The sequence below is a fragment of the Rhizobium sp. NLR22b genome (assembly GCF_019685295.1).
Classification (GTDB): domain Bacteria; phylum Pseudomonadota; class Alphaproteobacteria; order Rhizobiales; family Rhizobiaceae; genus Rhizobium.
This window is the reverse complement of record NZ_JABDWM010000006.1, coordinates 129,875-147,655: the sequence shown is the minus strand read 5'-3', so window position 1 is coordinate 147,655 and position 17,781 is coordinate 129,875. Positions and strand designations below refer to the sequence as shown.

Sequence of the window (17,781 nt, the reverse complement as noted above, 5' to 3'; positions counted from 1 at the left end):
ATTGATGACAAGCCAAGCGATGACTCCGTCCCATGAACGCGGGCCGGAGACGATCAGCGCCGTCCTGCCCGCGGGAGCGACGATCCACGCGTGGATCAAGGCCCGGCATGGCGGCGCCGTGGGTAGATTGACCGCCCATGTCGATGGCGATCCCGCCATCACTGTGGAAACGTCAAATCGCCATGAATTCGAGTTTCGGGTGCTGACGCTGGAAAGCGGTGGGGAAACCGACTTCTCCTACGATCCGGTGACGACGCAGGTCTCGGTTCTCTACGCCTTCCTTCAGCCCGGCGTTCTCGAAAAAGGCATCCGGATGCTGCATGTCGGGTCTTCCAACGTCGCACCCGAAATCTCCGGCGGCTATCACTTCCGCCCACCCTTCGGTTGGATGAACGATCCCAACGGTTTTGGTAGATTCGGCGGCAGGCTGCACCTGTTCTATCAGCACTATCCCCACAGTCTGCGGTGGAACAACATGCATTGGGGTCACGCTGTCTCGGACGATTTTCTTCATTGGACGCATCTTCCGGTCTTTCTTCCGCCTTCGGACGAACTCGCCGCACGGGCCGATGGACGCGGCGGCGCATTTTCCGGCTCCGCCATCGCGCTCGATGGCGCGGGAATCCGTATCTTCTTCACTGAGCATATGAAGGGCCGGGAGCCGGAGGAGCAGGTTCAGTTCACAGCCATCAGCCACGATCTTGTCAACGTCGAGCCGGCGAGCCTCATCCTGCCCGCCCGACCGGCCGGGCTCGGTCTGACGACCGACTTCCGTGACCCCTATGTCTTCCTAGGCCAGGACGACAAATGGAAGATGCTGCTCGGGACGCGAGACCGCGAGGGCGGCGTCATCCTGCTCTATGAAACCGATGATCCGGCCGCGGCGACGGGATGGACTTTCCTCGGGGTGCTTCATCGCGAGAACCGCTTCGGAATGACGGCCGCGGAGTGCCCCTGCCTGGTGCCTCTCGACGGTCCCGCGAACGACCCGTCAACGCGCTGGGCCCTGATTTTCGGTCTTCTCACAAGCCGCGACCCGGCAACGGGCCGGCGCAATATGACGATTGCGACCGTCGGCCATTTCGATGGCCGCAGCTTCTCCGTGGAATTCGAACAGGAACTGGATTTCGGCACCGACGCCTATGCCTTCCAGGCCTTCGTCGATGATAGCGGCCCCGTCGGCATCGCATGGCTCGCGAACTGGACCGATGTCTCCAAAGACATCGATATGGCGACGGCGATGACGCTGCCGCGCCGGCTGGCATTGCACGAGGGGGCTCTGATCACGCCGCCGGTCGCAGGTGTGGAAAGCCTGCGGCAGCGGCGGCTGGATCCTCAAGGCCTTGTGGACGGCCAGGCGGTCGACCTCGCCAACGGCGCCGTCGAAATCCTGCTCACCCTCAAGGAGCCGGGCAAGGCGTTCCGCCTGACGTTCGAACATCCGCAGGCGGCGCTCGAGGTCCTGTTGAACGACGATGGGCTGAGCATTCCCTTTTCGGTGGCGAATGCCAAGGTGTCGCCACGCTACATCGCCGCCGGCGCGCGCCCGTCGACCATCCGGATATTCCTCGATGCAGGTTCGATCGAGGTCTTCGCCGACGATGGCCGCTGGACCGGAACCAAGCGGCTGCCCGGCTTCAGCGGGGTAAGCTCGGTGCGTCTCATCGCGCCCCAAGGGAATCTGCTTACCGCCGAAATCTGGCAACTCAGTCTTTGATCTGCGAGGCAGCCCCGGGAAAAGCACGGCCGCCGAGGCGGCGGCCGTTGCGAATGGACACCGCGGTCGAGCGGCTCAGGCTGCCTTGCCTTTGCCCTTGACGTTGGCCGAGGACTCGGCGAGCTGCGTGAGCTTCTTGTCAGTCGCCTCTTCTTCGGCAAGCGTAGCCTGCAGCAGTGGCACTGCATCCTTGAGGCCGAGCTGCTTTGCCCAGGCGATCAGCGTGCCGTAGCGGGCGATTTCATAATGCTCGACGGCCTGTGCGGACGAAATCAGACCAGCATCGAGAGCGACCGTGCCCTTATATTCGTCCATGATCTCCTCGGCTTCGGCGATGATGCCCTGAATGGCCTCGCAGGTCTTGCCGCGCGCCGGTTTGCCGACCATCTCGAAAACCTGTTCGAGGCGCTCAACCTGCGCCTGGGTCTCGTCGCGATGCTGCAGAAACCCGGCCTTGCCCTCTTCCGATTGCGCGGCGCGGGCCATCTTCGGCAGGGCCTTCAGGATCTGCTTTTCGGCGTAATAGATGTCCTTGAGAGTATCGAGAAACAGATCGTTCAGAGTCTTCTCGGTTGCCATTTAATCCTCCTGTGGCGTGTCGTGACGACAATCAACTCTCGCATCGGTCGGATGTTCCGATCGGAAATATGACGCCCCCTTGGGCGGGGGCGTCATCTCTGTCCGGCCAAGGAAGAGACCGCCCGATCGAGAGTACCGGGACGGCGATGACCGAACGATTGCGGGAGGCCGTTGTTCCCGTCCTCGAGCCGGCGAGCAGTCGCCGGCCAAGCCGGGACTTTTGTCCGGTATCGTACGGCAACGAATAGGGAGCCAGCGACTTTCCTTCTCATCCCAGGAGAGAAAAATGGCTTCCTCGTCTTCAGTACGCCCCGCATCGCATTGCAAAGAAAAATCCGCGATCGAGCGGGAGATCGTCGAGCTGACACCAGCATTGCGCGCCTTTGCCCGAAGGTTCCTGCGCAGCGATGATGACATCGACGACCTTGTTCAGGAAACCCTGCTGAAGGCGCTGAACTCGCTTCACCTCTACCAGCCCGGCACCTCGCTCAAATCCTGGCTTTTCACCATTCTGCGAAACACCTTTTGCACCAATTATCGCCGGAAGAAGCGCGAGCCGGCCGGAATGGACGCGGCGATGGAACAGGTGGCGATCGCCCCGACCCAGGAGTGGGTACTGCGGGAACATGAATTGCAGCGGGCGTTGACGCGTCTTTCCGACGACAGGCGCCGGGCTCTGACATTGGTGGCTGCCGGAACGAGCTATGAAGACGCCGCCAAAATGTGCGGGTGCCGGATCGGCACGTTGAAAAGCCGGGTGAGCCGCGCCCGCGAGTGCCTGATTGCGATGCTCGGAAACCATCTCGTCGATTGAGCGGCTTGCGCCGGTCCGCTTCGCCTTGAGCGGAACAAACGGTCGTGGTCCTGGGTCCAAACCAAATCGATAGGATCGGCAGATCGAATCGATATGGGCCAACCGCCGGGCCAGGCTGAAGAGTCATGAACGCGCGAAGCCACGCCATCTTTCTCAGAGTTAATCGCGCCGGGTGGCTCGATACGCTCCGCGTATTGACGGCGGTCGTGGCCCCAACGGTTGCCAAGGGCATCATCATTCGCCGCCCGACAATGGAGCGTCTGGCGGAGCGGCAAGGCTTCGACAGAACCACCGTGGAACAGATGCAGCGGCTGAGAAACAAATACGGGCCGGCTCCTCTTCTGCTGCCCATCCCATTGCGACCACAGCTGCTGATCCTCGATCCGGCCGATGTCGCCACGGTGCTTCAATCCTCGCCCGAACCGTTTGCCGCGGCGACGGCGGAAAAGCATGCCGCCCTTGTTCACTTCGAGCCGAAAAACGTCCTTATCTCATCGGACTCTCGGCGCGCCGAGCTTCGGCCTGCCCATGAGCACGCTTTGGCAGCGGCAGACCGGCTGCATCCATATGCGATGCATTTCAAAAATATCGTCGACGAAGAATTCCTGCAGGTCCTGAACTTACCCCGTGAGCTCGATTGGCCGGCCTTTTCTCAGGCCTGGTTCAGGATCGTCCGGCGAATTGTCCTCGGCGAGCGAGCGCGCAACGACGTCACATTGACCGAGACCTTGAACGAACTTCGAGGCCGGGCGAACTGGGCATTTGCCGCCCCGGTCGATCAGCGCAAGCTTGCTCGGTTTCACGACCAGGTCGGCCGCTATCTTCGAGAGCCGGAGAAGCACAGTCTTGTCAATCGGTTTCCCAGAGGCGATGAGCTTGCTCCGGAAAACCAGGTGGCCCAGTGGCTGTTCGCCTTTGATGCAGCCGGAATTGCCGTTTTGAGGACGCTCGCCTTGCTGGCCTGCCATGTGAGCTACTGGGGCAAAGCCGTGGAAGAGGCCATGAGCGGCGATCTCGATCGCCCCTTCACGCGCAGTTGTCTGCTGGAAGCCTTGCGCCTCTGGCCGACGACCCCCGCCATCCTCAGGCAACTGACCAGGGATCTCAAGTCAGGCGACAAGGTCATCGCTCGCGGCACTGGCGTCATCATCTTCGTCCCCTTTTTCCATCGAGATCCTGCGCTCCTCTATGCCAATCGGATGGAACCGAGCATCTGGGGACAGAACGATGCGTTGCCGGCCGCAGGGCTCGTGCCTTTCAGCGCCGGTCCTGTCATATGCCCGGCACATAATCTCGTGCCGACGATTGCAAGCCTTGCCGTGGGCACATTCTTGTCGGCCGCCGAGATTGTGCTGCTGCATCCCTCTTTAGACGTCGCCAATCTTCCCGGCACTCTCAATCACTATGGCATCCGGCTGAAGCTGATTGCGCGGCGCAGGGAGAAATAGATGCTGCCTCAATGTCCTCGGCACATTTCAGTTCGCGCCGGTTCACAGCCTTTGCATGACCCCGTAAACGAGGATCAAGACGTAGAGCAGAAAGGCGATAGCGACCAAGGTCGCGATCACGGCAATGACCAGCCACAGGCTTTTCAGCGCATCCCGCTGCCCTTCGTCGCTCGGCCGGTCCAAGCGGATCGGGTTGTCTTTCGGCCACTTCGTCAAGGATTGGCTTCCGTTGAAGATTGCGTGGGCTGACCGCTTATGCTGATCGAGTTCCACGAGAGCGTAGCGCCGAACACGATCACGAGCCCGACCAAGAGAATGGCTCCCAAATAGATCATGAAAGCGCGACGGTCCGATTCCTGGCTCATCTTCTCTCCTTCGGTCCTCGAACCAAGGGAAACCCGGAATGTTCCAGATCGAGAAATCGAGAAGGGTCACCAGCGTAGCAGGCGGGGTCCGGTCACGGCGCCGACAGCGCCGATGAGCAGGATGCCGAGCGTGTACCAGATCAACACGAAAGGCATGCCATTTTCGGTGCAGAACCAGGAATAGACCCAGGCGCCGGCTGCTCCCGCGGCAATGCCGGCGACGAAGCCGGTCAGCCGCAGATCCACCGGCGCTGCACGGCGCAGTGCCCAGACCGTACCGGCATAGACCGGGATCGCAAAGCCTGCGATGAGCGGCGGGCAATGCAGCGCCGAGGAGCCGAGGATCAGCAATCGATAGCTCTCGCTCGGTGCCATCAGAAGCTGAATGGCCGCGACGGCCGTCATGGCAGCGAAAATCACGGCAAGCAGACCGAAAAAGCGTCCCTCCGAGCCATCGGGGCGGGAAAGCCGAAAAACGGCTGCAAAGGCGGCCGCCGCAATCAGCGCGTTATAGGCCGACTTGATCCAGAAGACCGGCAGCATCAGCACGTCTGAGATATCGACCCGGGGGCCGAGAATGATCAGCATCAGCAGCAGGGAAAGTCCGAGGGCCGGCACTATGCCGAGCGCAAAGCGGCGCCCTAGCGCGTTGCGCGGCACCGGCTCCAGGTCGCTTGCCAATCGTTCGATGATATCGTCCGTCTTTGTCACGATGTGCCTCGCAATCTCTCTCCGAGCGCCTTGAGCGCCCGATGGATGCTGACTTTCACCGCCGATTCGGACTGGCCGGTGCGGTTTGCGGCGTCGGCGACCGAGCCGCCCTCGAGCTTCACCTGGCGGATCAGTTCCTGCTGTCTCGGCGGCAAGCCGTCGAGCAACCGCTCGACATCCATGCGGGCAGACAGCCTATCCTCGCTGAAGTCGCTTTCGATCTCGTCATCAAGCTCGGTCTCCGCCAGCCTGCGTCCGCCGCGGCCGCGATGATGGTCGATCAGCTTGTAGCGGGCGATCGAGAAAAACCAGGCGGTAAAAGGTCTCGTCCGGTCATAGGTGGATCGCCGGGAATGCAGTGCCAGCAACGTCTCCTGGACCAGATCTTCCATGTCCGCCCTCGTTGCCGCAGCCATCCTGCGGCTGTAATAGCCGACAAGCAGCACGCGCAAAACCGTCAACAAACGCCGATAGGCAGCCTCGTCCCCGTCGAGGGACAGAAGCATCAATGCTTTCAGGGCTTCTTCCGAATGGGCGGTCGTCATGCTGTCAAAGAGCTCATTCGTAAAAGCAGACAATCGGTTACAGTTAAAACCAAGGATTTTTGCAATACAGCTCTATAGCACATGCACGTGAAGCTGTAACGCATTGAGACGCGCAGCTGAAAGCATCGTGCGAGTGGGTCGAGCCGATCCCCATTGGGCGGTCGCGGGTCTCATGGAGGCGGCAAGGGCGAATTTCCGGGGTCGTGGAGAAGAACGGTGTACCGGATTTGGCTGGCGCTGTTTCAACCAGCGTGCGATGACCCTACAAAAGTCTGTCGCTTCGATTTTCTGAGAGGTCCAATCAACCGCTCATATTCCTCCTCCGCCCTGCCGTAGGCGTCGGCGGCAAATTCCTCCAAGCCAACGCGATCTCTGACAATGACCAGGCCGCGGACCGAGCGGATGAAATGGTTGCCCTCGAGCAGATGGAGCGCCGTGGTGACGCTCGGCCGCCTGACTGCCAGCATCAGAGCGATGAACTCATGGGTGAGCGCGAGCTTGTCGCCGTCAATGCGGTCGTGGCACATCAAGATCCAGCGAGCCAGCCGCTCATCGATCCCGTGGATCGCATTAGAAAGCGCTGTGAACCCGGCCTGGGTCGCAAGGATGTGCGTGCTCTTGTGCAGCAGGCTGGTAAACACCGGCTGCGTTTTCATCAGATCCACAAGCTTGTCCTGCCGCAGCCGGTAGGCAAAACCCGGCACCTGGACGGCGACCTCGGTGACGCTGATTCCTCCGTCTATCGCTGCCGCCGTGGGTGCAAACCCGTCACGGCCGAACAATCCGGCCTCGACGCGGTTTCCCTCCGGCGAAACATTGATGATCGAACCTACGCCCGAGCACGGGAAATAAGCATAGTCGATCGTTGCGCCTGCTTTAGCCATGAGAAAGCCGCGAGGGATGTCGCAGGGTTCCAGATCAGCAACGACAGCTGAAAGCTCCTCCTGAGGCAAGAGGGCGAATAACCGGTTTTCCCTGGTCGGTGTCGTTGCTGCCAATGCTCGCCCTCCGGAAGTGTGGGTTGGGCGCAGTCTGATGGTTTCAGGTGCGAAATACTGACTCGCTAGGCGGCTCTCCCACACAACTCACCAGCCCGCCCTTGGTTCCGGATTTGCGCGGAATGGACGAAAGGATTGTTGCCGGCCTTGCGGCCGGCCTCGATCTCCGGAAAGTTGTCGATCCGCTTCAACTTCCCCTCCGCGCGTATGCAGCTCAATCTGTCCTCGTTTCGGGAACCGACTCTCGGTCCGGTCGTTCGGACGCAATCGCCTGCTTCAACCGAATAAACACGGAGAACGATGATGCGGCTGATGCTCAACCTTTCCCTTCTCTTCATGGCCGCGACGCCTGCCTTTGCTGCCGATGAAGTCTGACAGCGAAGTGAAGGACATGACCTCTCGAACAGTATCGGGCCTGCGGCCGGCGCCGTTCACTTCCCGCGAGATCGGCGCCGCCCGCAGGCTCAATGCCCTGCTGCGCTTCCTTCCCAGCTATCATACCGATCGGCGCTGGAACGCCAAAATCGTGCAAGCCTCAATTCGCGTCGCGCAACTGCTGGCTCCAGACAGGCTGCTGCGCCGCAGGCACGTTGTCACCCGCATTGTCACAGCCGACGGCAGACGGATCGGCTTGAGGTTGATGCTTCCGAACGGAGCCCCGCGCGGCCTCTACGTCCATTTCCACGGCGGCGCCTGGGTGATGGGCAACGCCCGCTTTGACGACGGCATCACCTGCCCGATCGCAAGAGACTGTCGGATGGTAGCGGCCGGCGTCGATTTTCACAATGCCGCCGACGACCGGCTGGACCTCGCTCTTCTGGACAGCAAAGCGTCGATCGAATGGCTGGCCGACCATCTTGCCGAGTTTGCGGTCGAGCGGATGATCCTCGGCGGCGAGTCCTCGGGTGCACATCTCGCCGCGGAAGCACTTCTTCATCTTCGAGCGCGCAGTAAGGCGGAGGCCGTTGCCGGCTTCGTTTCCATGTGCGGCGCATTCGATCTCGGCGGGTCGCAAAGCCTGTGCCGCTCCACCGGCAGAAGCCTGGTGATCGACGGGCCATCGGCGTTGCGCAATCTGCAGCGACTGACGCCAAGCCTTTCCGGGCGTGAGGCGAAGGGTCCGTTGTTTGCCGATCTCTCTGGCCTGCCCCCCGCCCTGCTGGTCGCCGGAGCGCTCGATCCGATCCTCGACGACACCATCTCGATGCATGAGCGATGGCAGAGCCAAAGCGGCAATTCCGACTGCGTCATCTTCCCCGAGGCCCCGCACGGCTTCAACCGATTGCCGACTAGGCTGGCGGCCCGAGCGAACAGGTTTGTCAGAGCCTGGATTTCGCAGAGGCTTGATCGCCCTGGCGCGAATAGTGGCTGATCCTGCGCAGACCTTCGATTCTGTACGCTATTGCACAATGTATTGCTCAATGATTCTAGATGGTTAGGTTCGCCCGCAGCAAGGGCCGCATTTATCACTGATGCGCGGACGGACATGGATGACCAACAATTGATTTTTCGGAATGAACTTTTGCGCGTCATGGGCCCGCAGGAGCAGCAACTCCTGCTGCCGCATCTGGAGCCCGTGGACCTTGAGGTGCCCACGATCCTCGAAATGGAGAATAGCCCGGTCAGCGACGTCTATATTCTCGAATCAGGGCTCGCCTCGATCGTGGCGAGATTTCCAGGCGGGCGCGACATCGAAGTGGGCATCGTCGGCCGCGAGGGCATGACGGGTGCGGCTGTCATTCTCGGCGGCAATCAATCCGCTAACCGGACGTTCATGCAAGTTTCCGGCCATGGCTTCAAATTGCCGGCATCGACCCTTTCCGCGGCGATGGAGGAAAGCCGTCCCTTACGCAGCCTCCTTCTCGCCTATGTCCAGGCGCTGCTCGCGCAGACGACGTCGACGGTGCTCGCCAACGGCCATGCCAAGCTCGAGGAGCGGCTGGCGCGCTGGCTGCTGATGGTCCATGACAGGACCGACGGCGCGACCATCTGGCTGACGCATGAGTTTCTGGCGGTGATGCTGGGCGTGCGCCGCGCCGGCGTTACGGTCGCGCTGCACCTGCTGGAAGGCAAAGGGCTGATCCGGTCCACCCGACGGCAGATCGTCATCCTCAACCGGCGGGGATTGATCGAAGAGGCGCACGGATCTTACGGCGCTGCCGAAGAAGAATATCGGCGGCTGATCGGCAAGGATCTCGCCCGCTGAAAAGCATGCCGCCGCGTGAGCGCCTCAGGACCGCTCCCTCCGCTCCTTCTCGGAGGCATGCCAGGCTCTGTCGATACTGCCTTCCTCCGCCTTGTGAAAGAATTGCGAGCAGACGAGCCAGCCTTTCAGCGGCCTCAGAATGAGAATGCAGGCGATGACGCTGAGGGGCAGGCTGACGATGAGATGCACCCAGATCGCCGGCTCGAACGTGAATTGGAACCAGAGGGCAAAGGCGAGCGCCGGAACGGCGACGATCGACATCGCGAAGAAGGCCGGCCCATCCGCCGGATCGGCGAATGAATAATCCAGGCCGCAGACTTCGCAGCCTCGGGCGAGCGTAAGATATCCGGAAAACAGATGACCCCGCTGGCACCGCGGGCAGCGTCCCAAAAGTCCCGTGAGGGCAGGGTTCGTCGTTACCTGATAATTGGTGGGAACTTCATTTTCCATACCCCTCAAACCGCGCCCGAAGGAGCAGGTTCCGCAGCCGACGGTGTTTTCGGCGGACCGGCGGTGGATCAGCCTGATCCTGGCGTGATGCTCTGGTCGTCCTTCTCGGACAGCGCGCCGGCGCCGGGCGTTTTGCTTTCGTCTATGAGATGATCTTTGGCGTGAGGACCGGCGGGCGGGCTTTTCCTCGCATCGGCGGTTTCCTTTTCGGTTCCTTCGACGTCGGTTCGCGCTTTTTCACCGTCATTCATGAGCTGCTCCTCGTCAGATTGAGATGACCGAGCGGCCGTTTCGATCTCCGCCCCCCGTGATCGCAGCAGTTCGGGAGAGCCCCTTTTTTACCGAGGCCAGACGGCCGACCGACAGCAGCTTGACCTCGTCAGTCAAACCGTGGCGATAAAGGCGAATGAGCAGAGCGGCGACCTCCTGCATTTCAGGCGAACGCACGGCTTTGCCCGCCTCGCGGCAGATCACATCCAAAACGATTTGCAGACGCTGAAGATCGGCTGAATCGAGCGCTTTCAAATGGATGGACTGAGAATCGAGCATGACCCTGGTCCCTAAGCTTTTCACCGTGCGTTTTTGAATAATGGGACTCTATTGCAGCCGAAACAACTCCTCGTCCTCCATTGTACGGAAGCGAACATCCACCGCATCGCGCGCCCGAAGGGACGCGAGGCGCTTTAGTGATAATAGGACGAGTCCCCTCCGAACAGAGCGGCGATCATCGCGTCCACGTCGGAAGGACGCCCACTGACAACAAAGCCGCCCGGCGGTGTTTCGGATCGCTCGTCATAGGCAAAGATGAAAGGAATCCGCCGTGTCTCCAACCAATCATTTATCCAGAGCATGGCTTCGTCGGAAATCGTCACATCGATGATCACCGCATCGAACAGGAGGCCCTCGCTCAAGCATTCCATGGCGCTGGAGATGACAACGGGGCCGGCGAGCACCGCCTGGCGCGCGATCAACGCCTTTCTTGCACCGTCCGAAAGGAAGCCGGCTTCACCAATGATAAGGATCGTCTTGCCGGCGACCGGACTGAGCGACTTCATGGCGGACGCCTACTGTAATCCAGGTTTTAGGGTGATCATGCTGTTCAATGGCGGTTAGAAACATAGGCGGGTCCGCGCCTGTATCGTGCCTACCATATTCGAGCCTGTCATGCGACGTTCATTTTGCCCTGACCGCCGAACCCTTGCCGGGCCGCCTTGTTCCCCGGCGGTTGGGATCGGGGCGCCGGCCGTGCGATCCGTACGTTTTCGCACCAGCTGTTGAAATCGATGACCCTAAGTTTAGGATCGTCGCATATAAGGGGAGGAACGCGGATGATGCAGCACGCGGGAATCACGAAGCCGCCGTTACAGCCCGACGACGTGGCAATGCTGACCGCGGTCCTTGAAGACTGGTGCCAGGAAAAATCATGCGGGATCGCCAGCCCGGCAGCCGAACATATTGCCAGAGAACTCGTATCCTGGTTCGAATGCGGCATTCGAGACAAGCATAGGCTCGCAGGCCTGATGCGGCATGTGTATCTGGATCCAGAGGACCTGCTCGTCACCCCGGATGCACCGGCCTGCGCACATGTGCGCGAGAATGCCGGGCGGGCCGATGGGCACGATGGATAGAACCCGGCAAAGTGCTCCTGTCGCGGCAGGTCATTCCGAACTCGGTTTTGTCGATCGGCAGATCGCTCTGCGACAGATCGTTGCCGATCTTAGAAACCTGCGCGATGGAGTGCCGGACAACTTCGGTCGAGCTCCGGCTCTCGACCGTCTGCTTCGCATGATCGACGCTTCGGTCATATCGATTGCTGAAGCGGATGACGAGGAATGGGAGATCATTCTTATGGAGCTCCTCGATCTTCGCGCGACGATGACGCGTCTTGCCACTGGCGGCGCCGAAACGTCCCACTGATTTCGACAGCAGCATTTGAAACGAGGATATTGCGCCGTTTTAAAGGGCGCCCTGGTTCTTTTCCACGGAACCTTAAGACAGGCTATGGCATTGATTCTGCAACGATCGGGCGGCTGATGCCAAGATTTTATTTTAATGTCGTTTCAGACACCGGCACGGTCGTTGATCCCGATGGTTCGGAACTGGCCACCACTGAAGACGCCAGGCGCGAAGCCGTTCAGGATGCAAGAGCCCTCATGAGTCAGGCAATTCTTTCGGGAAAAGACATTTCAGCGAGAAAGATTTACATCTGCGACGAACAGGGGAGCCTGCTTCTGATCGTGCCTTTTGCCGATACGATCAGGAGTGCCGATTAGTGGGGCGCCGGATCGGCAGACCGATCAAACGTTGATATTCGCGCTCCGGAACGCCGTAGCAGCCGGCTGCGATTTCTTCCAGCCGGTCCCTGTCGAGGATCCTGACATTGGCGCGCGTCGACCTGATCGCTCGAAGACCTTCGATGACGTGCAATTCGTTGGTGACGCCTGCGCGGCGCACGCCGAGCATGATGGCCAGCAGTTCATGCGTCAGCGGCAGGTCGCTGCCATTCAGCCGGTCGTGGCACATCAGCAGCCAGCGGGCGAGCCGCTCGTGCATGTTGTAGCGCCCGTTCGCAAGCGCTGACTGGGCCAGCTGAATGTCGCAGCAATGCATGTATTTGAGGAACAGTTCGTTGGCGACCGGAAATTCCGCCAGCACCTGCTTGAAGCTTTTCACCGACACCTGCACGCCGGAGCCGGCGACCTGAACGAAGGTGCGGTTGGGTGTCGTATCCGTTCTCAGCAGGACATGGAGGCCGGACATGCCGTCATGTCCGATGTGACCGACCTCAACGGCTTCGTCATCGCCATTGGCGGCCACCATTGAGGCAAGACCTCGTTCGATGAAACAGACATACTCGTTCGGCTGATCGGCTTCGACCAGAACATCTCTGGCCGGAAGTTCGATCAGACTGCCATCGCCGGTGAGCTTTTGGAATGCCTCGGCCGGCAGGGCCTTCAACAGCAGATTCCGAATATCGCTTTGGTCCGGTACGCGCATGCGCTTCTCCTGGCGGGAGACAGCCCGTGCTCATACCGACGCCTCTTTGGCGGTAATGAGAGCTATATGGGTCACGCGCGCAATGATGACCATCTTCATATAAGTTTTGTACGGTTCTGACAAACGCCGAGCCATAGTCCCAGGCGCACCGCTTCTGGGATAATTTCCTGCCCGACACGGAACGCTCTCAAACCTCCCTCGGCAGCCTGATCACGAACCCCGTGCCGGGCTCCCGGTTTTCGATGTGAAGCTCGGCCCTCAGTTGCTGCACCAACGCCCGCACGATCTTCATTCCGAGGCTTTTTCCGCCGTTCTCGCCGGACAGCACTTCCGGCGGCAGTCCTCGTCCGTCGTCGGCGATCTCCAGGCGGATCTCGTCGGCAATGCTCCGGGCGCTGACCGTGACGGCGCCTGCTACCTCGGCATAAGCGTGTTTGAAAGCATTGGTCACCAGTTCGTTGACGAGGAGGGCGATCTGGATCGCACGGTCGGCATCGATCATGCATGGATCGGCGACGACCGACACCGTGTGGCCGGAGGTCGATTGCTGCAGGCGTTGGCAAAGGCTGGACAGGAAATCGGCCAGATCCACCGTTTCAATATCAGGCTGGCGCCACAATTGGTCGTGCACCTGGGCAATGGTTCCGACTCGCGCTTCAGCATCCCGAAGCGCCTGTCCGACCTCCTCCTGTTTGGTCGAACGGGCCTGCATGGCGAGCATGGCCGCAACCAGAGCCAGGCTGTTCTTGACGCGATGGCTCATCTCCCGCAGCATGATCTGCTGATGCTCGTCGGCGAAATGCCGCTCGGTATCGTCCCGGAGCACTTTGAGAAAACCGGCGCGCTGGGCGCGCAGCGGCATGGTCAAGCCGCTGCCCCAGAATGTCGAGCCGTCCTTACGCAAGTGAAACCGCTCGTTCTCGGCGCGACCGCGCTCGGCCGCCGCCTCCATCTCGCGCTCCAGCGCGCCCTCTTCGCGGTCCTCGGGAACGAACAGGATGCGGGCGTGGCGACCGAGGATCTCGCTCTCCTCGTAGCCGAAGATGCGGCAGGCGCCGGTGTTCCAGCTGATGATCCGCCCATCGCGGCCGAAGGCGAAGATCGCATAGTCGATCGCGCTTTTGAGAATAAGCTGGAGGCGCTCTTCGCTGGCGCGCCGAGCTTCGTCCTCATGCAGCATCTGCGTTCGGTCGCGGACGATTTTCAGAAGGCCATAGGTCTCACCGGTATCGTTGCGAAGCGGCATCATCAGTCCCGAAGCCCAGAACGAACTGCCGTCCTTTCTCACATGCCAGCGATTGTCGTCGGCGCGGCCGGTGGTCAAGGCAAGCCTGATCTCCTTAAGCATTGCCCCGGCAAGCTGATCTTCGAACGTAAAGATCACGGCACCGCTCTGTCCGATGATTTCGGATCCCGAATAGCCGAAGATTTTTTCGGCACCCGCGCTCCACGTCATGACAGTGCCATTGCGATCCATTGCAAAAATTGCATAATCCCGGGCGCTCTCAACGATGTGCCGATAGATTTCAGTCTCGTTGCTCGGGAGGGGATATTGATCCATGCCAGCGCGCGCCCCGCTATTGCCGTCGACTACATTAGCACTTGCTACAGGAAATTTCTCGGGCGCGTGCGGTTGCGTACAAAACTCCTCCACGAAGCCTTCTGCCGATCATGAGAGATAAGCCTCAGCGCCTTGCAATCGGCCATTCCGGCGTTCATAATTTTGCGTAGGGCTGAGCGCATCTGTGGTGCTGACGGCCGAGAGACAGTGTCCTCTTGCCAAACAAAGGGCAGAGTGATGCGAGCGTTCGAAAGCGAAAATCTCATTCTGTCGCAGTTGGCGGATCCGGAGCTTATGGCTCTGGAGCGCATGCTGGAACCGCTTCTTCTTCCGCGCGACTTCGAGCTCGTGCATTTGGGCATGCCGGTCAGCCATTATTATTTCCTCGAAACCGGCATTGCTTCCATGGTGGCGACGAGCCCCGAGGGCAGGAAGGCCGAGATCGGCGTGCTCGGCAGGGACGGGATGTCGCCGCCGCCCCTGACGGTGGACGCGGAACAGTTTTCATTCGACGTCATGATGCAAGTTGGCGGTCACGGGCGCCGTGTGGAAGCCGGCGCCCGGGCATGCTTCCTCGCCGACCGGCCCACCGTCCGCCGGCTGCTTTTGCGTTTTCTCCATAGTTTTTTCGCGCAGGTCGCCAACACCGCGCTGTCCAACGCCGTTCACAAGATCGACGTTCGTCTGGCGAGATGGCTTCTGCTGTGCCATGACCGCCTCGATGGCGAAGAGATTGAAATCACGCATGAATATATGGCCACGATGCTGGGAGTCCGCCGCTCCAGCGTCACTGATGCCTTACACATCCTGGAGGGCGAGCATCTCATTTATTCCACCCGCGGCCTGGTAATCATCCGCAACCGCGCATCCCTCGAAGCCTTCGCTGCAGACGCCTACGATGTCCCTGGCATCACAGGACGCAGCTAGCCGGGCCCGGCTGAGGCGCTGAGGCGCTGAAGCGCTGAAGCGCGTCTCGCACCGGAATCGACGATCTCTCAAGCGTCACTTTCCCGGCAGATCCTTTTCGGTCGTCGCAGCCGCCGGAAGGTTGTTCTGCGACCCCTCTCTATCGGACGCGCGCAAAGGAGCCGTGGGCGCCTTCTGAACATAGATGCCGAGTCCGAGCGCGCCGATGGCCACCACAAAAGCGCCAGCGATGGCTGCAACCGATCGTCGCCCATCCTGCTTGATCATTCCGAAAGCAAGAGCAATTCCGAGAAGGGCAGCCCCTCCCGATACCGCAAAAAGCCAGAGAAAATTCATCATCATGCTCCCATGTCGGGCCCGAACCCGTGACGGGGTTGAAGGTTCCCACGGTCGTTGGCGCGGGAACGATGCCAGTTGGAATTTCATGCGGCGCATTGACGCACAACTCCCACGGTGCTACCTCTGAAATTGGTCAGGCCAGTTGACCAGCTGCGCGCTTGAGGAGAAGCCGCCGGGGAGGCCAGATGTTTTTGCCCGTTGAATCGCGCCGCCTCTACAGGCAGGTAGCGGATCAAATTCGTTCGATGATTGCCGGAGGCGAGCTTGTCGTCGGTCAGAAGCTGCCGGCCGAGCGCGATCTCGCGGAGCAACTGTCGGTCTCACGCCCGACCGTGCGCGAAGCCCTGATCGTCCTGGAGGTCGAGGGCCTCGTCAACATCCGCATGGGCTCAGGCATCTATGTGGTGCGCCGTCAGGGCGTCAGCATGGCGACAAGCGAAAGCGAGCCGGTGGAGGGGCCTTTCGAACTGCTGCAGGCACGCGCCATCATCGAATGCGCCATAACCGAAGAGGCGGCAACCCGGGCCAGGCCTGAAGACATTGCCGTGCTTGACGAGGCGCTGATGCGCATGAGCGGCGGCGTCAACGATGCGGCGACGGTGCTCGCCGCCGACCGCGCCTTTCACACTGGCATTGCCGCCATTGTCGGCAATTCGACGTTGACCCGCGTGACGGGCGAGATGTTCGACATGCGCATGACTCCCTATTTCGCGAAGCTGGCCAGCCATTTCGAGGGGCCGACGACATGGCGCAGCGCCGTCGATGAGCACCGGGCCATCCGCGATGCAATCGCCGCCGGCGATGCCGCCGGCGCGAAGGCTGCAATGCGCAGCCATCTCACCCTATCGCAGAAGAGATTTTCCGAGAGCTTTGGGGAGGAGTTCTCGGGAGAGGAGGAGCGCGGCCGCGACAAGGCGCCCGCGAAAGGAACCACCAAGACTTAAACCCGAGCACGGGAGGAGAGCGCAATGAAGAGCAGACTAGCAACGATACTGTGCACCGCAGCCGCGATCATGGCGACGACGGCGGTCGCGCATGCCCAGACGGTATTGAAATGGGCGCATGTCTATGAAACCTCGGAGCCCTTCCACACGGATTCCGTCTGGGCCGCGGAAGAAATCGCCAAACGCACCGACGGGCGCTACAAGATCGAGGTCTATCCAGCCTCGCAGCTCGGCAAGGAAGCCGACATCAACCAGGGCCTCAAGCTCGGCACGGTCGATATCATCATCTCGGGATCGAGTTTTGCCGCACGCGACTACAAGCCGATCGGCGTCACCTACTTCCCCTATATCTTCCGTAATCCCGATCATCTGATCGCCTATACCAAGAGCGATGTCTTCAAGCGTCTCGCCAAGGGTTACGAGGACAAGACTGGCAACCATATCGCCGCCGTCAGCTATTACGGAACGCGCCATACGACCTCGAACAAGCCTATCGCCAAATGCGCCGACATGCAGGGCCTGAAGATCCGCGTGCCCGATGTTCCGGCCTATCTTGCCATGCCGCGCGCCTGCGGCGCCAACACGACACCGATCGCCTTCGCCGAAGTCTATCTGGCTCTGCAGAACGGCACGGTCGAGGCGCAGGAAAACCCGCTGACGACGATCGAGGCGAAGAAGTTCTACGAGGTCCAGAAGAACATCATCCTCACCGGCCATATCGTCGATCACCTGAACACCGTGATCTCGAAGCAGCTGTGGGCGAAGCTCTCCGACGAGGACAAGAAGATCTTCGGCGAAGTGATGCAGCAGGCGGCCGAGCGCACGACCAAGACGATCGCCGGCAAGGAAAACAGCCTTGTTGCGACCTTCAAGGAAAAAGGCCTCAACGTCACCGAGGTCGATAAAGCAGACTTCGAAAAGACCGTGATGGAAAAGGTCAAGTTCGAGGACTTCGGCTATGAAAAGGCCGATTGGGAAGCGATTCGGGCGATTCAGTAGGAGCCTGAGAGCGCGGCCAGCCCCTCATCCGGCTGCCGCCACCTTCTCCCCGCGCGCGGGGAGAAGGGACAAGCCGCACCCTTCCGCTTCCCCCTTACGCCTCGCAGGGCAAGTCCCCTCTCCCCGCCGGCGGGAAGAGGGTTAGGGTGAGGGGCAGCCTTCGGCACGAACAGGGCAGCAG

The 17,781-nt window shown here is 60.7% G+C and carries 24 protein-coding genes; 11 read left to right on the top strand and 13 right to left on the bottom strand.

Annotated elements, in window-relative coordinates:
- Positions 1-4 precede the first annotated feature (4 nt).
- On the top strand, positions 5-1,717 hold the full coding sequence (locus HJC00_RS12100) for a glycoside hydrolase family 32 protein (RefSeq protein ID WP_221164083.1): 1,713 nt from the start codon (positions 5-7) through the stop codon (positions 1,715-1,717).
- A 75-nt stretch (positions 1,718-1,792) separates the two neighbouring features.
- Here HJC00_RS12100 and HJC00_RS12095 read toward each other — a convergent pair whose 3' ends face one another.
- Positions 1,793-2,296: a ferritin-like domain-containing protein gene (locus tag HJC00_RS12095; RefSeq protein WP_221164082.1), complete on the bottom strand. Its 504-nt coding sequence runs from the start codon at positions 2,294-2,296 to the stop codon at positions 1,793-1,795.
- Between the two features lie 286 nt (positions 2,297-2,582).
- On the opposite strand from HJC00_RS12095, the gene HJC00_RS12090 reads away from it, so the two are divergent.
- Both HJC00_RS12090 and HJC00_RS12085 read left to right on the top strand, forming a co-directional pair.
- A complete protein-coding gene (locus HJC00_RS12090; protein WP_183704965.1) occupies positions 2,583-3,110 on the top strand; it encodes a sigma-70 family RNA polymerase sigma factor in 528 nt (175 codons plus the stop codon).
- 125 nt (positions 3,111-3,235) lie between these two features.
- Entirely contained in the window at positions 3,236-4,558 is a 1,323-nt protein-coding gene (locus tag HJC00_RS12085) for a cytochrome P450 (protein WP_221164081.1), read from the top strand.
- 42 nt (positions 4,559-4,600) lie between these two features.
- Here the strand turns inward: HJC00_RS12085 and HJC00_RS12080 are convergent, their stop codons facing one another.
- The 5 genes from HJC00_RS12080 to HJC00_RS12060 all read right to left on the bottom strand — a co-directional run bounded on the left by HJC00_RS12080 (position 4,601) and on the right by HJC00_RS12060 (position 7,177).
- Complete coding sequence (locus HJC00_RS12080; protein WP_221147062.1) at positions 4,601-4,774, bottom strand: hypothetical protein; 174 nt, start codon at positions 4,772-4,774, stop codon at positions 4,601-4,603.
- The gene (locus HJC00_RS12075) at positions 4,771-4,923 is read right to left on the bottom strand and encodes a hypothetical protein (RefSeq protein WP_210632049.1); all 153 of its coding nucleotides are present in this window, start codon (positions 4,921-4,923) and stop codon (positions 4,771-4,773) included. The genes HJC00_RS12080 and HJC00_RS12075 overlap by 4 nt, the downstream gene beginning before the upstream one ends.
- Before the next feature lie 66 nt (positions 4,924-4,989).
- Positions 4,990-5,634, bottom strand: coding sequence for an NrsF family protein (locus tag HJC00_RS12070; RefSeq protein WP_221128175.1), 645 nt, complete (start codon positions 5,632-5,634; stop codon positions 4,990-4,992).
- Positions 5,631-6,179 (bottom strand): sigma-70 family RNA polymerase sigma factor, encoded by a 549-nt coding sequence (locus HJC00_RS12065; RefSeq protein ID WP_221113673.1) that lies wholly within the window; start codon positions 6,177-6,179, stop codon positions 5,631-5,633. Before HJC00_RS12065 ends, HJC00_RS12070 begins: the two co-directional genes overlap by 4 nt.
- Before the next feature lie 242 nt (positions 6,180-6,421).
- On the bottom strand, positions 6,422-7,177 hold the full coding sequence (locus HJC00_RS12060) for a Crp/Fnr family transcriptional regulator (protein ID WP_221164126.1): 756 nt from the start codon (positions 7,175-7,177) through the stop codon (positions 6,422-6,424).
- 391 nt (positions 7,178-7,568) lie between these two features.
- Here HJC00_RS12060 and HJC00_RS12055 point away from each other — a divergent pair, with 391 nt between their 5' ends.
- Together HJC00_RS12055 and HJC00_RS12050 are read left to right on the top strand one after the other, a co-directional pair.
- Complete coding sequence (locus HJC00_RS12055) at positions 7,569-8,549, top strand: alpha/beta hydrolase (RefSeq protein ID WP_221164080.1); 981 nt, start codon at positions 7,569-7,571, stop codon at positions 8,547-8,549.
- A 114-nt stretch (positions 8,550-8,663) separates the two neighbouring features.
- Entirely contained in the window at positions 8,664-9,383 is a 720-nt protein-coding gene (locus HJC00_RS12050) for a Crp/Fnr family transcriptional regulator (RefSeq protein ID WP_221139250.1), read from the top strand.
- A 24-nt stretch (positions 9,384-9,407) separates the two neighbouring features.
- On the opposite strand, the gene HJC00_RS12045 is transcribed toward HJC00_RS12050, so the two are convergent.
- From HJC00_RS12045 to HJC00_RS12030, 4 genes are all read right to left on the bottom strand, one after another.
- Entirely contained in the window at positions 9,408-9,833 is a 426-nt protein-coding gene (locus HJC00_RS12045) for a DUF983 domain-containing protein (protein ID WP_221147059.1), read from the bottom strand.
- Between the two features lie 68 nt (positions 9,834-9,901).
- Complete coding sequence (locus HJC00_RS12040) at positions 9,902-10,084, bottom strand: hypothetical protein (protein WP_183704946.1); 183 nt, start codon at positions 10,082-10,084, stop codon at positions 9,902-9,904.
- Positions 10,085-10,097: 13 nt separating this feature from the next.
- The gene (locus HJC00_RS12035; RefSeq protein WP_183704944.1) at positions 10,098-10,382 is read right to left on the bottom strand and encodes a hypothetical protein; all 285 of its coding nucleotides are present in this window, start codon (positions 10,380-10,382) and stop codon (positions 10,098-10,100) included.
- Between the two features lie 134 nt (positions 10,383-10,516).
- A complete protein-coding gene (locus tag HJC00_RS12030; RefSeq protein ID WP_210632043.1) occupies positions 10,517-10,888 on the bottom strand; it encodes a hypothetical protein in 372 nt (123 codons plus the stop codon).
- Between the two features lie 273 nt (positions 10,889-11,161).
- On the opposite strand from HJC00_RS12030, the gene HJC00_RS12025 reads away from it, so the two are divergent.
- Genes HJC00_RS12025 through HJC00_RS12015 form a run of 3 tightly spaced genes read left to right on the top strand, consistent with a single transcriptional unit; the run spans position 11,162 to position 12,106 of the window.
- Positions 11,162-11,461: a hypothetical protein gene (locus HJC00_RS12025; RefSeq protein ID WP_097601689.1), complete on the top strand. Its 300-nt coding sequence runs from the start codon at positions 11,162-11,164 to the stop codon at positions 11,459-11,461.
- Positions 11,454-11,750: a hypothetical protein gene (locus HJC00_RS12020; protein WP_221147057.1), complete on the top strand. Its 297-nt coding sequence runs from the start codon at positions 11,454-11,456 to the stop codon at positions 11,748-11,750. Before HJC00_RS12025 ends, HJC00_RS12020 begins: the two co-directional genes overlap by 8 nt.
- A 29-nt stretch (positions 11,751-11,779) precedes the next feature.
- Complete coding sequence (locus tag HJC00_RS12015) at positions 11,780-12,106, top strand: DUF6894 family protein (protein ID WP_311044173.1); 327 nt, start codon at positions 11,780-11,782, stop codon at positions 12,104-12,106.
- Here the strand turns inward: HJC00_RS12015 and HJC00_RS12010 are convergent.
- Positions 12,090-12,830, bottom strand: a complete 741-nt coding sequence (locus tag HJC00_RS12010) for a Crp/Fnr family transcriptional regulator (protein WP_221147056.1) — start codon at positions 12,828-12,830, stop codon at positions 12,090-12,092. The genes HJC00_RS12015 and HJC00_RS12010 overlap by 17 nt on opposite strands.
- 187 nt (positions 12,831-13,017) lie before the next feature.
- A complete protein-coding gene (locus HJC00_RS12005; protein ID WP_221147055.1) occupies positions 13,018-14,391 on the bottom strand; it encodes a sensor histidine kinase in 1,374 nt (457 codons plus the stop codon).
- Between the two features lie 132 nt (positions 14,392-14,523).
- Between HJC00_RS12005 and HJC00_RS12000 the strand changes: the two genes are divergently transcribed.
- Positions 14,524-15,318 (top strand): Crp/Fnr family transcriptional regulator, encoded by a 795-nt coding sequence (locus HJC00_RS12000; RefSeq protein WP_259672238.1) that lies wholly within the window; start codon positions 14,524-14,526, stop codon positions 15,316-15,318.
- A 75-nt stretch (positions 15,319-15,393) separates the two neighbouring features.
- On the opposite strand, the gene HJC00_RS11995 is transcribed toward HJC00_RS12000, so the two are convergent.
- Positions 15,394-15,753, bottom strand: coding sequence for a hypothetical protein (locus HJC00_RS11995; protein ID WP_245421409.1), 360 nt, complete (start codon positions 15,751-15,753; stop codon positions 15,394-15,396).
- A gap of 89 nt (positions 15,754-15,842) precedes the next feature.
- Here HJC00_RS11995 and HJC00_RS11990 point away from each other — a divergent pair, with 89 nt between their 5' ends.
- Positions 15,843-16,601 carry a FadR/GntR family transcriptional regulator gene (locus HJC00_RS11990; RefSeq protein WP_221155234.1) on the top strand — a complete coding sequence of 253 codons (759 nt, stop codon included), beginning with the start codon at positions 15,843-15,845 and terminating at the stop codon, positions 16,599-16,601.
- A 24-nt stretch (positions 16,602-16,625) separates the two neighbouring features.
- Positions 16,626-17,600: a sialic acid TRAP transporter substrate-binding protein SiaP gene (locus tag HJC00_RS11985; protein WP_221147051.1), complete on the top strand. Its 975-nt coding sequence runs from the start codon at positions 16,626-16,628 to the stop codon at positions 17,598-17,600.
- Positions 17,601-17,781: the final 181 nt, after the last annotated feature.

Bases quoted from the DNA above. Each gene is read 5' to 3' on its own strand.
- HJC00_RS12075 (WP_210632049.1), bottom strand. From the start codon at position 4,923: ATGAGCCAGGAATCGGACCGTCGCGCTTTCATGATCTATTTGGGAGCC.
- HJC00_RS12040 (WP_183704946.1), bottom strand. From the start codon at position 10,084: ATGAATGACGGTGAAAAAGCGCGAACCGACGTCGAAGGAACCGAAAAG.
- HJC00_RS12020 (WP_221147057.1), top strand. From the start codon at position 11,454: ATGGATAGAACCCGGCAAAGTGCTCCTGTCGCGGCAGGTCATTCCGAA.
- HJC00_RS12055 (WP_221164080.1), top strand. From the start codon at position 7,569: ATGACCTCTCGAACAGTATCGGGCCTGCGGCCGGCGCCGTTCACTTCC.
- HJC00_RS12065 (WP_221113673.1), bottom strand. From the start codon at position 6,179: ATGACGACCGCCCATTCGGAAGAAGCCCTGAAAGCATTGATGCTTCTG.
- HJC00_RS12100 (WP_221164083.1), top strand. From the start codon at position 5: ATGACAAGCCAAGCGATGACTCCGTCCCATGAACGCGGGCCGGAGACG.
- HJC00_RS12025 (WP_097601689.1), top strand. From the start codon at position 11,162: ATGATGCAGCACGCGGGAATCACGAAGCCGCCGTTACAGCCCGACGAC.
- HJC00_RS12050 (WP_221139250.1), top strand. From the start codon at position 8,664: ATGGATGACCAACAATTGATTTTTCGGAATGAACTTTTGCGCGTCATG.
- HJC00_RS12045 (WP_221147059.1), bottom strand. From the start codon at position 9,833: ATGGAAAATGAAGTTCCCACCAATTATCAGGTAACGACGAACCCTGCC.
- HJC00_RS11985 (WP_221147051.1), top strand. From the start codon at position 16,626: ATGAAGAGCAGACTAGCAACGATACTGTGCACCGCAGCCGCGATCATG.
- HJC00_RS12085 (WP_221164081.1), top strand. From the start codon at position 3,236: ATGAACGCGCGAAGCCACGCCATCTTTCTCAGAGTTAATCGCGCCGGG.
- HJC00_RS12035 (WP_183704944.1), bottom strand. From the start codon at position 10,382: ATGCTCGATTCTCAGTCCATCCATTTGAAAGCGCTCGATTCAGCCGAT.
- HJC00_RS12010 (WP_221147056.1), bottom strand. From the start codon at position 12,830: ATGCGCGTACCGGACCAAAGCGATATTCGGAATCTGCTGTTGAAGGCC.
- HJC00_RS11990 (WP_221155234.1), top strand. From the start codon at position 15,843: ATGTTTTTGCCCGTTGAATCGCGCCGCCTCTACAGGCAGGTAGCGGAT.
- HJC00_RS12005 (WP_221147055.1), bottom strand. From the start codon at position 14,391: ATGGATCAATATCCCCTCCCGAGCAACGAGACTGAAATCTATCGGCAC.
- HJC00_RS12030 (WP_210632043.1), bottom strand. From the start codon at position 10,888: ATGAAGTCGCTCAGTCCGGTCGCCGGCAAGACGATCCTTATCATTGGT.
- HJC00_RS12090 (WP_183704965.1), top strand. From the start codon at position 2,583: ATGGCTTCCTCGTCTTCAGTACGCCCCGCATCGCATTGCAAAGAAAAA.
- HJC00_RS11995 (WP_245421409.1), bottom strand. From the start codon at position 15,753: ATGCGCCGCATGAAATTCCAACTGGCATCGTTCCCGCGCCAACGACCG.
- HJC00_RS12095 (WP_221164082.1), bottom strand. From the start codon at position 2,296: ATGGCAACCGAGAAGACTCTGAACGATCTGTTTCTCGATACTCTCAAG.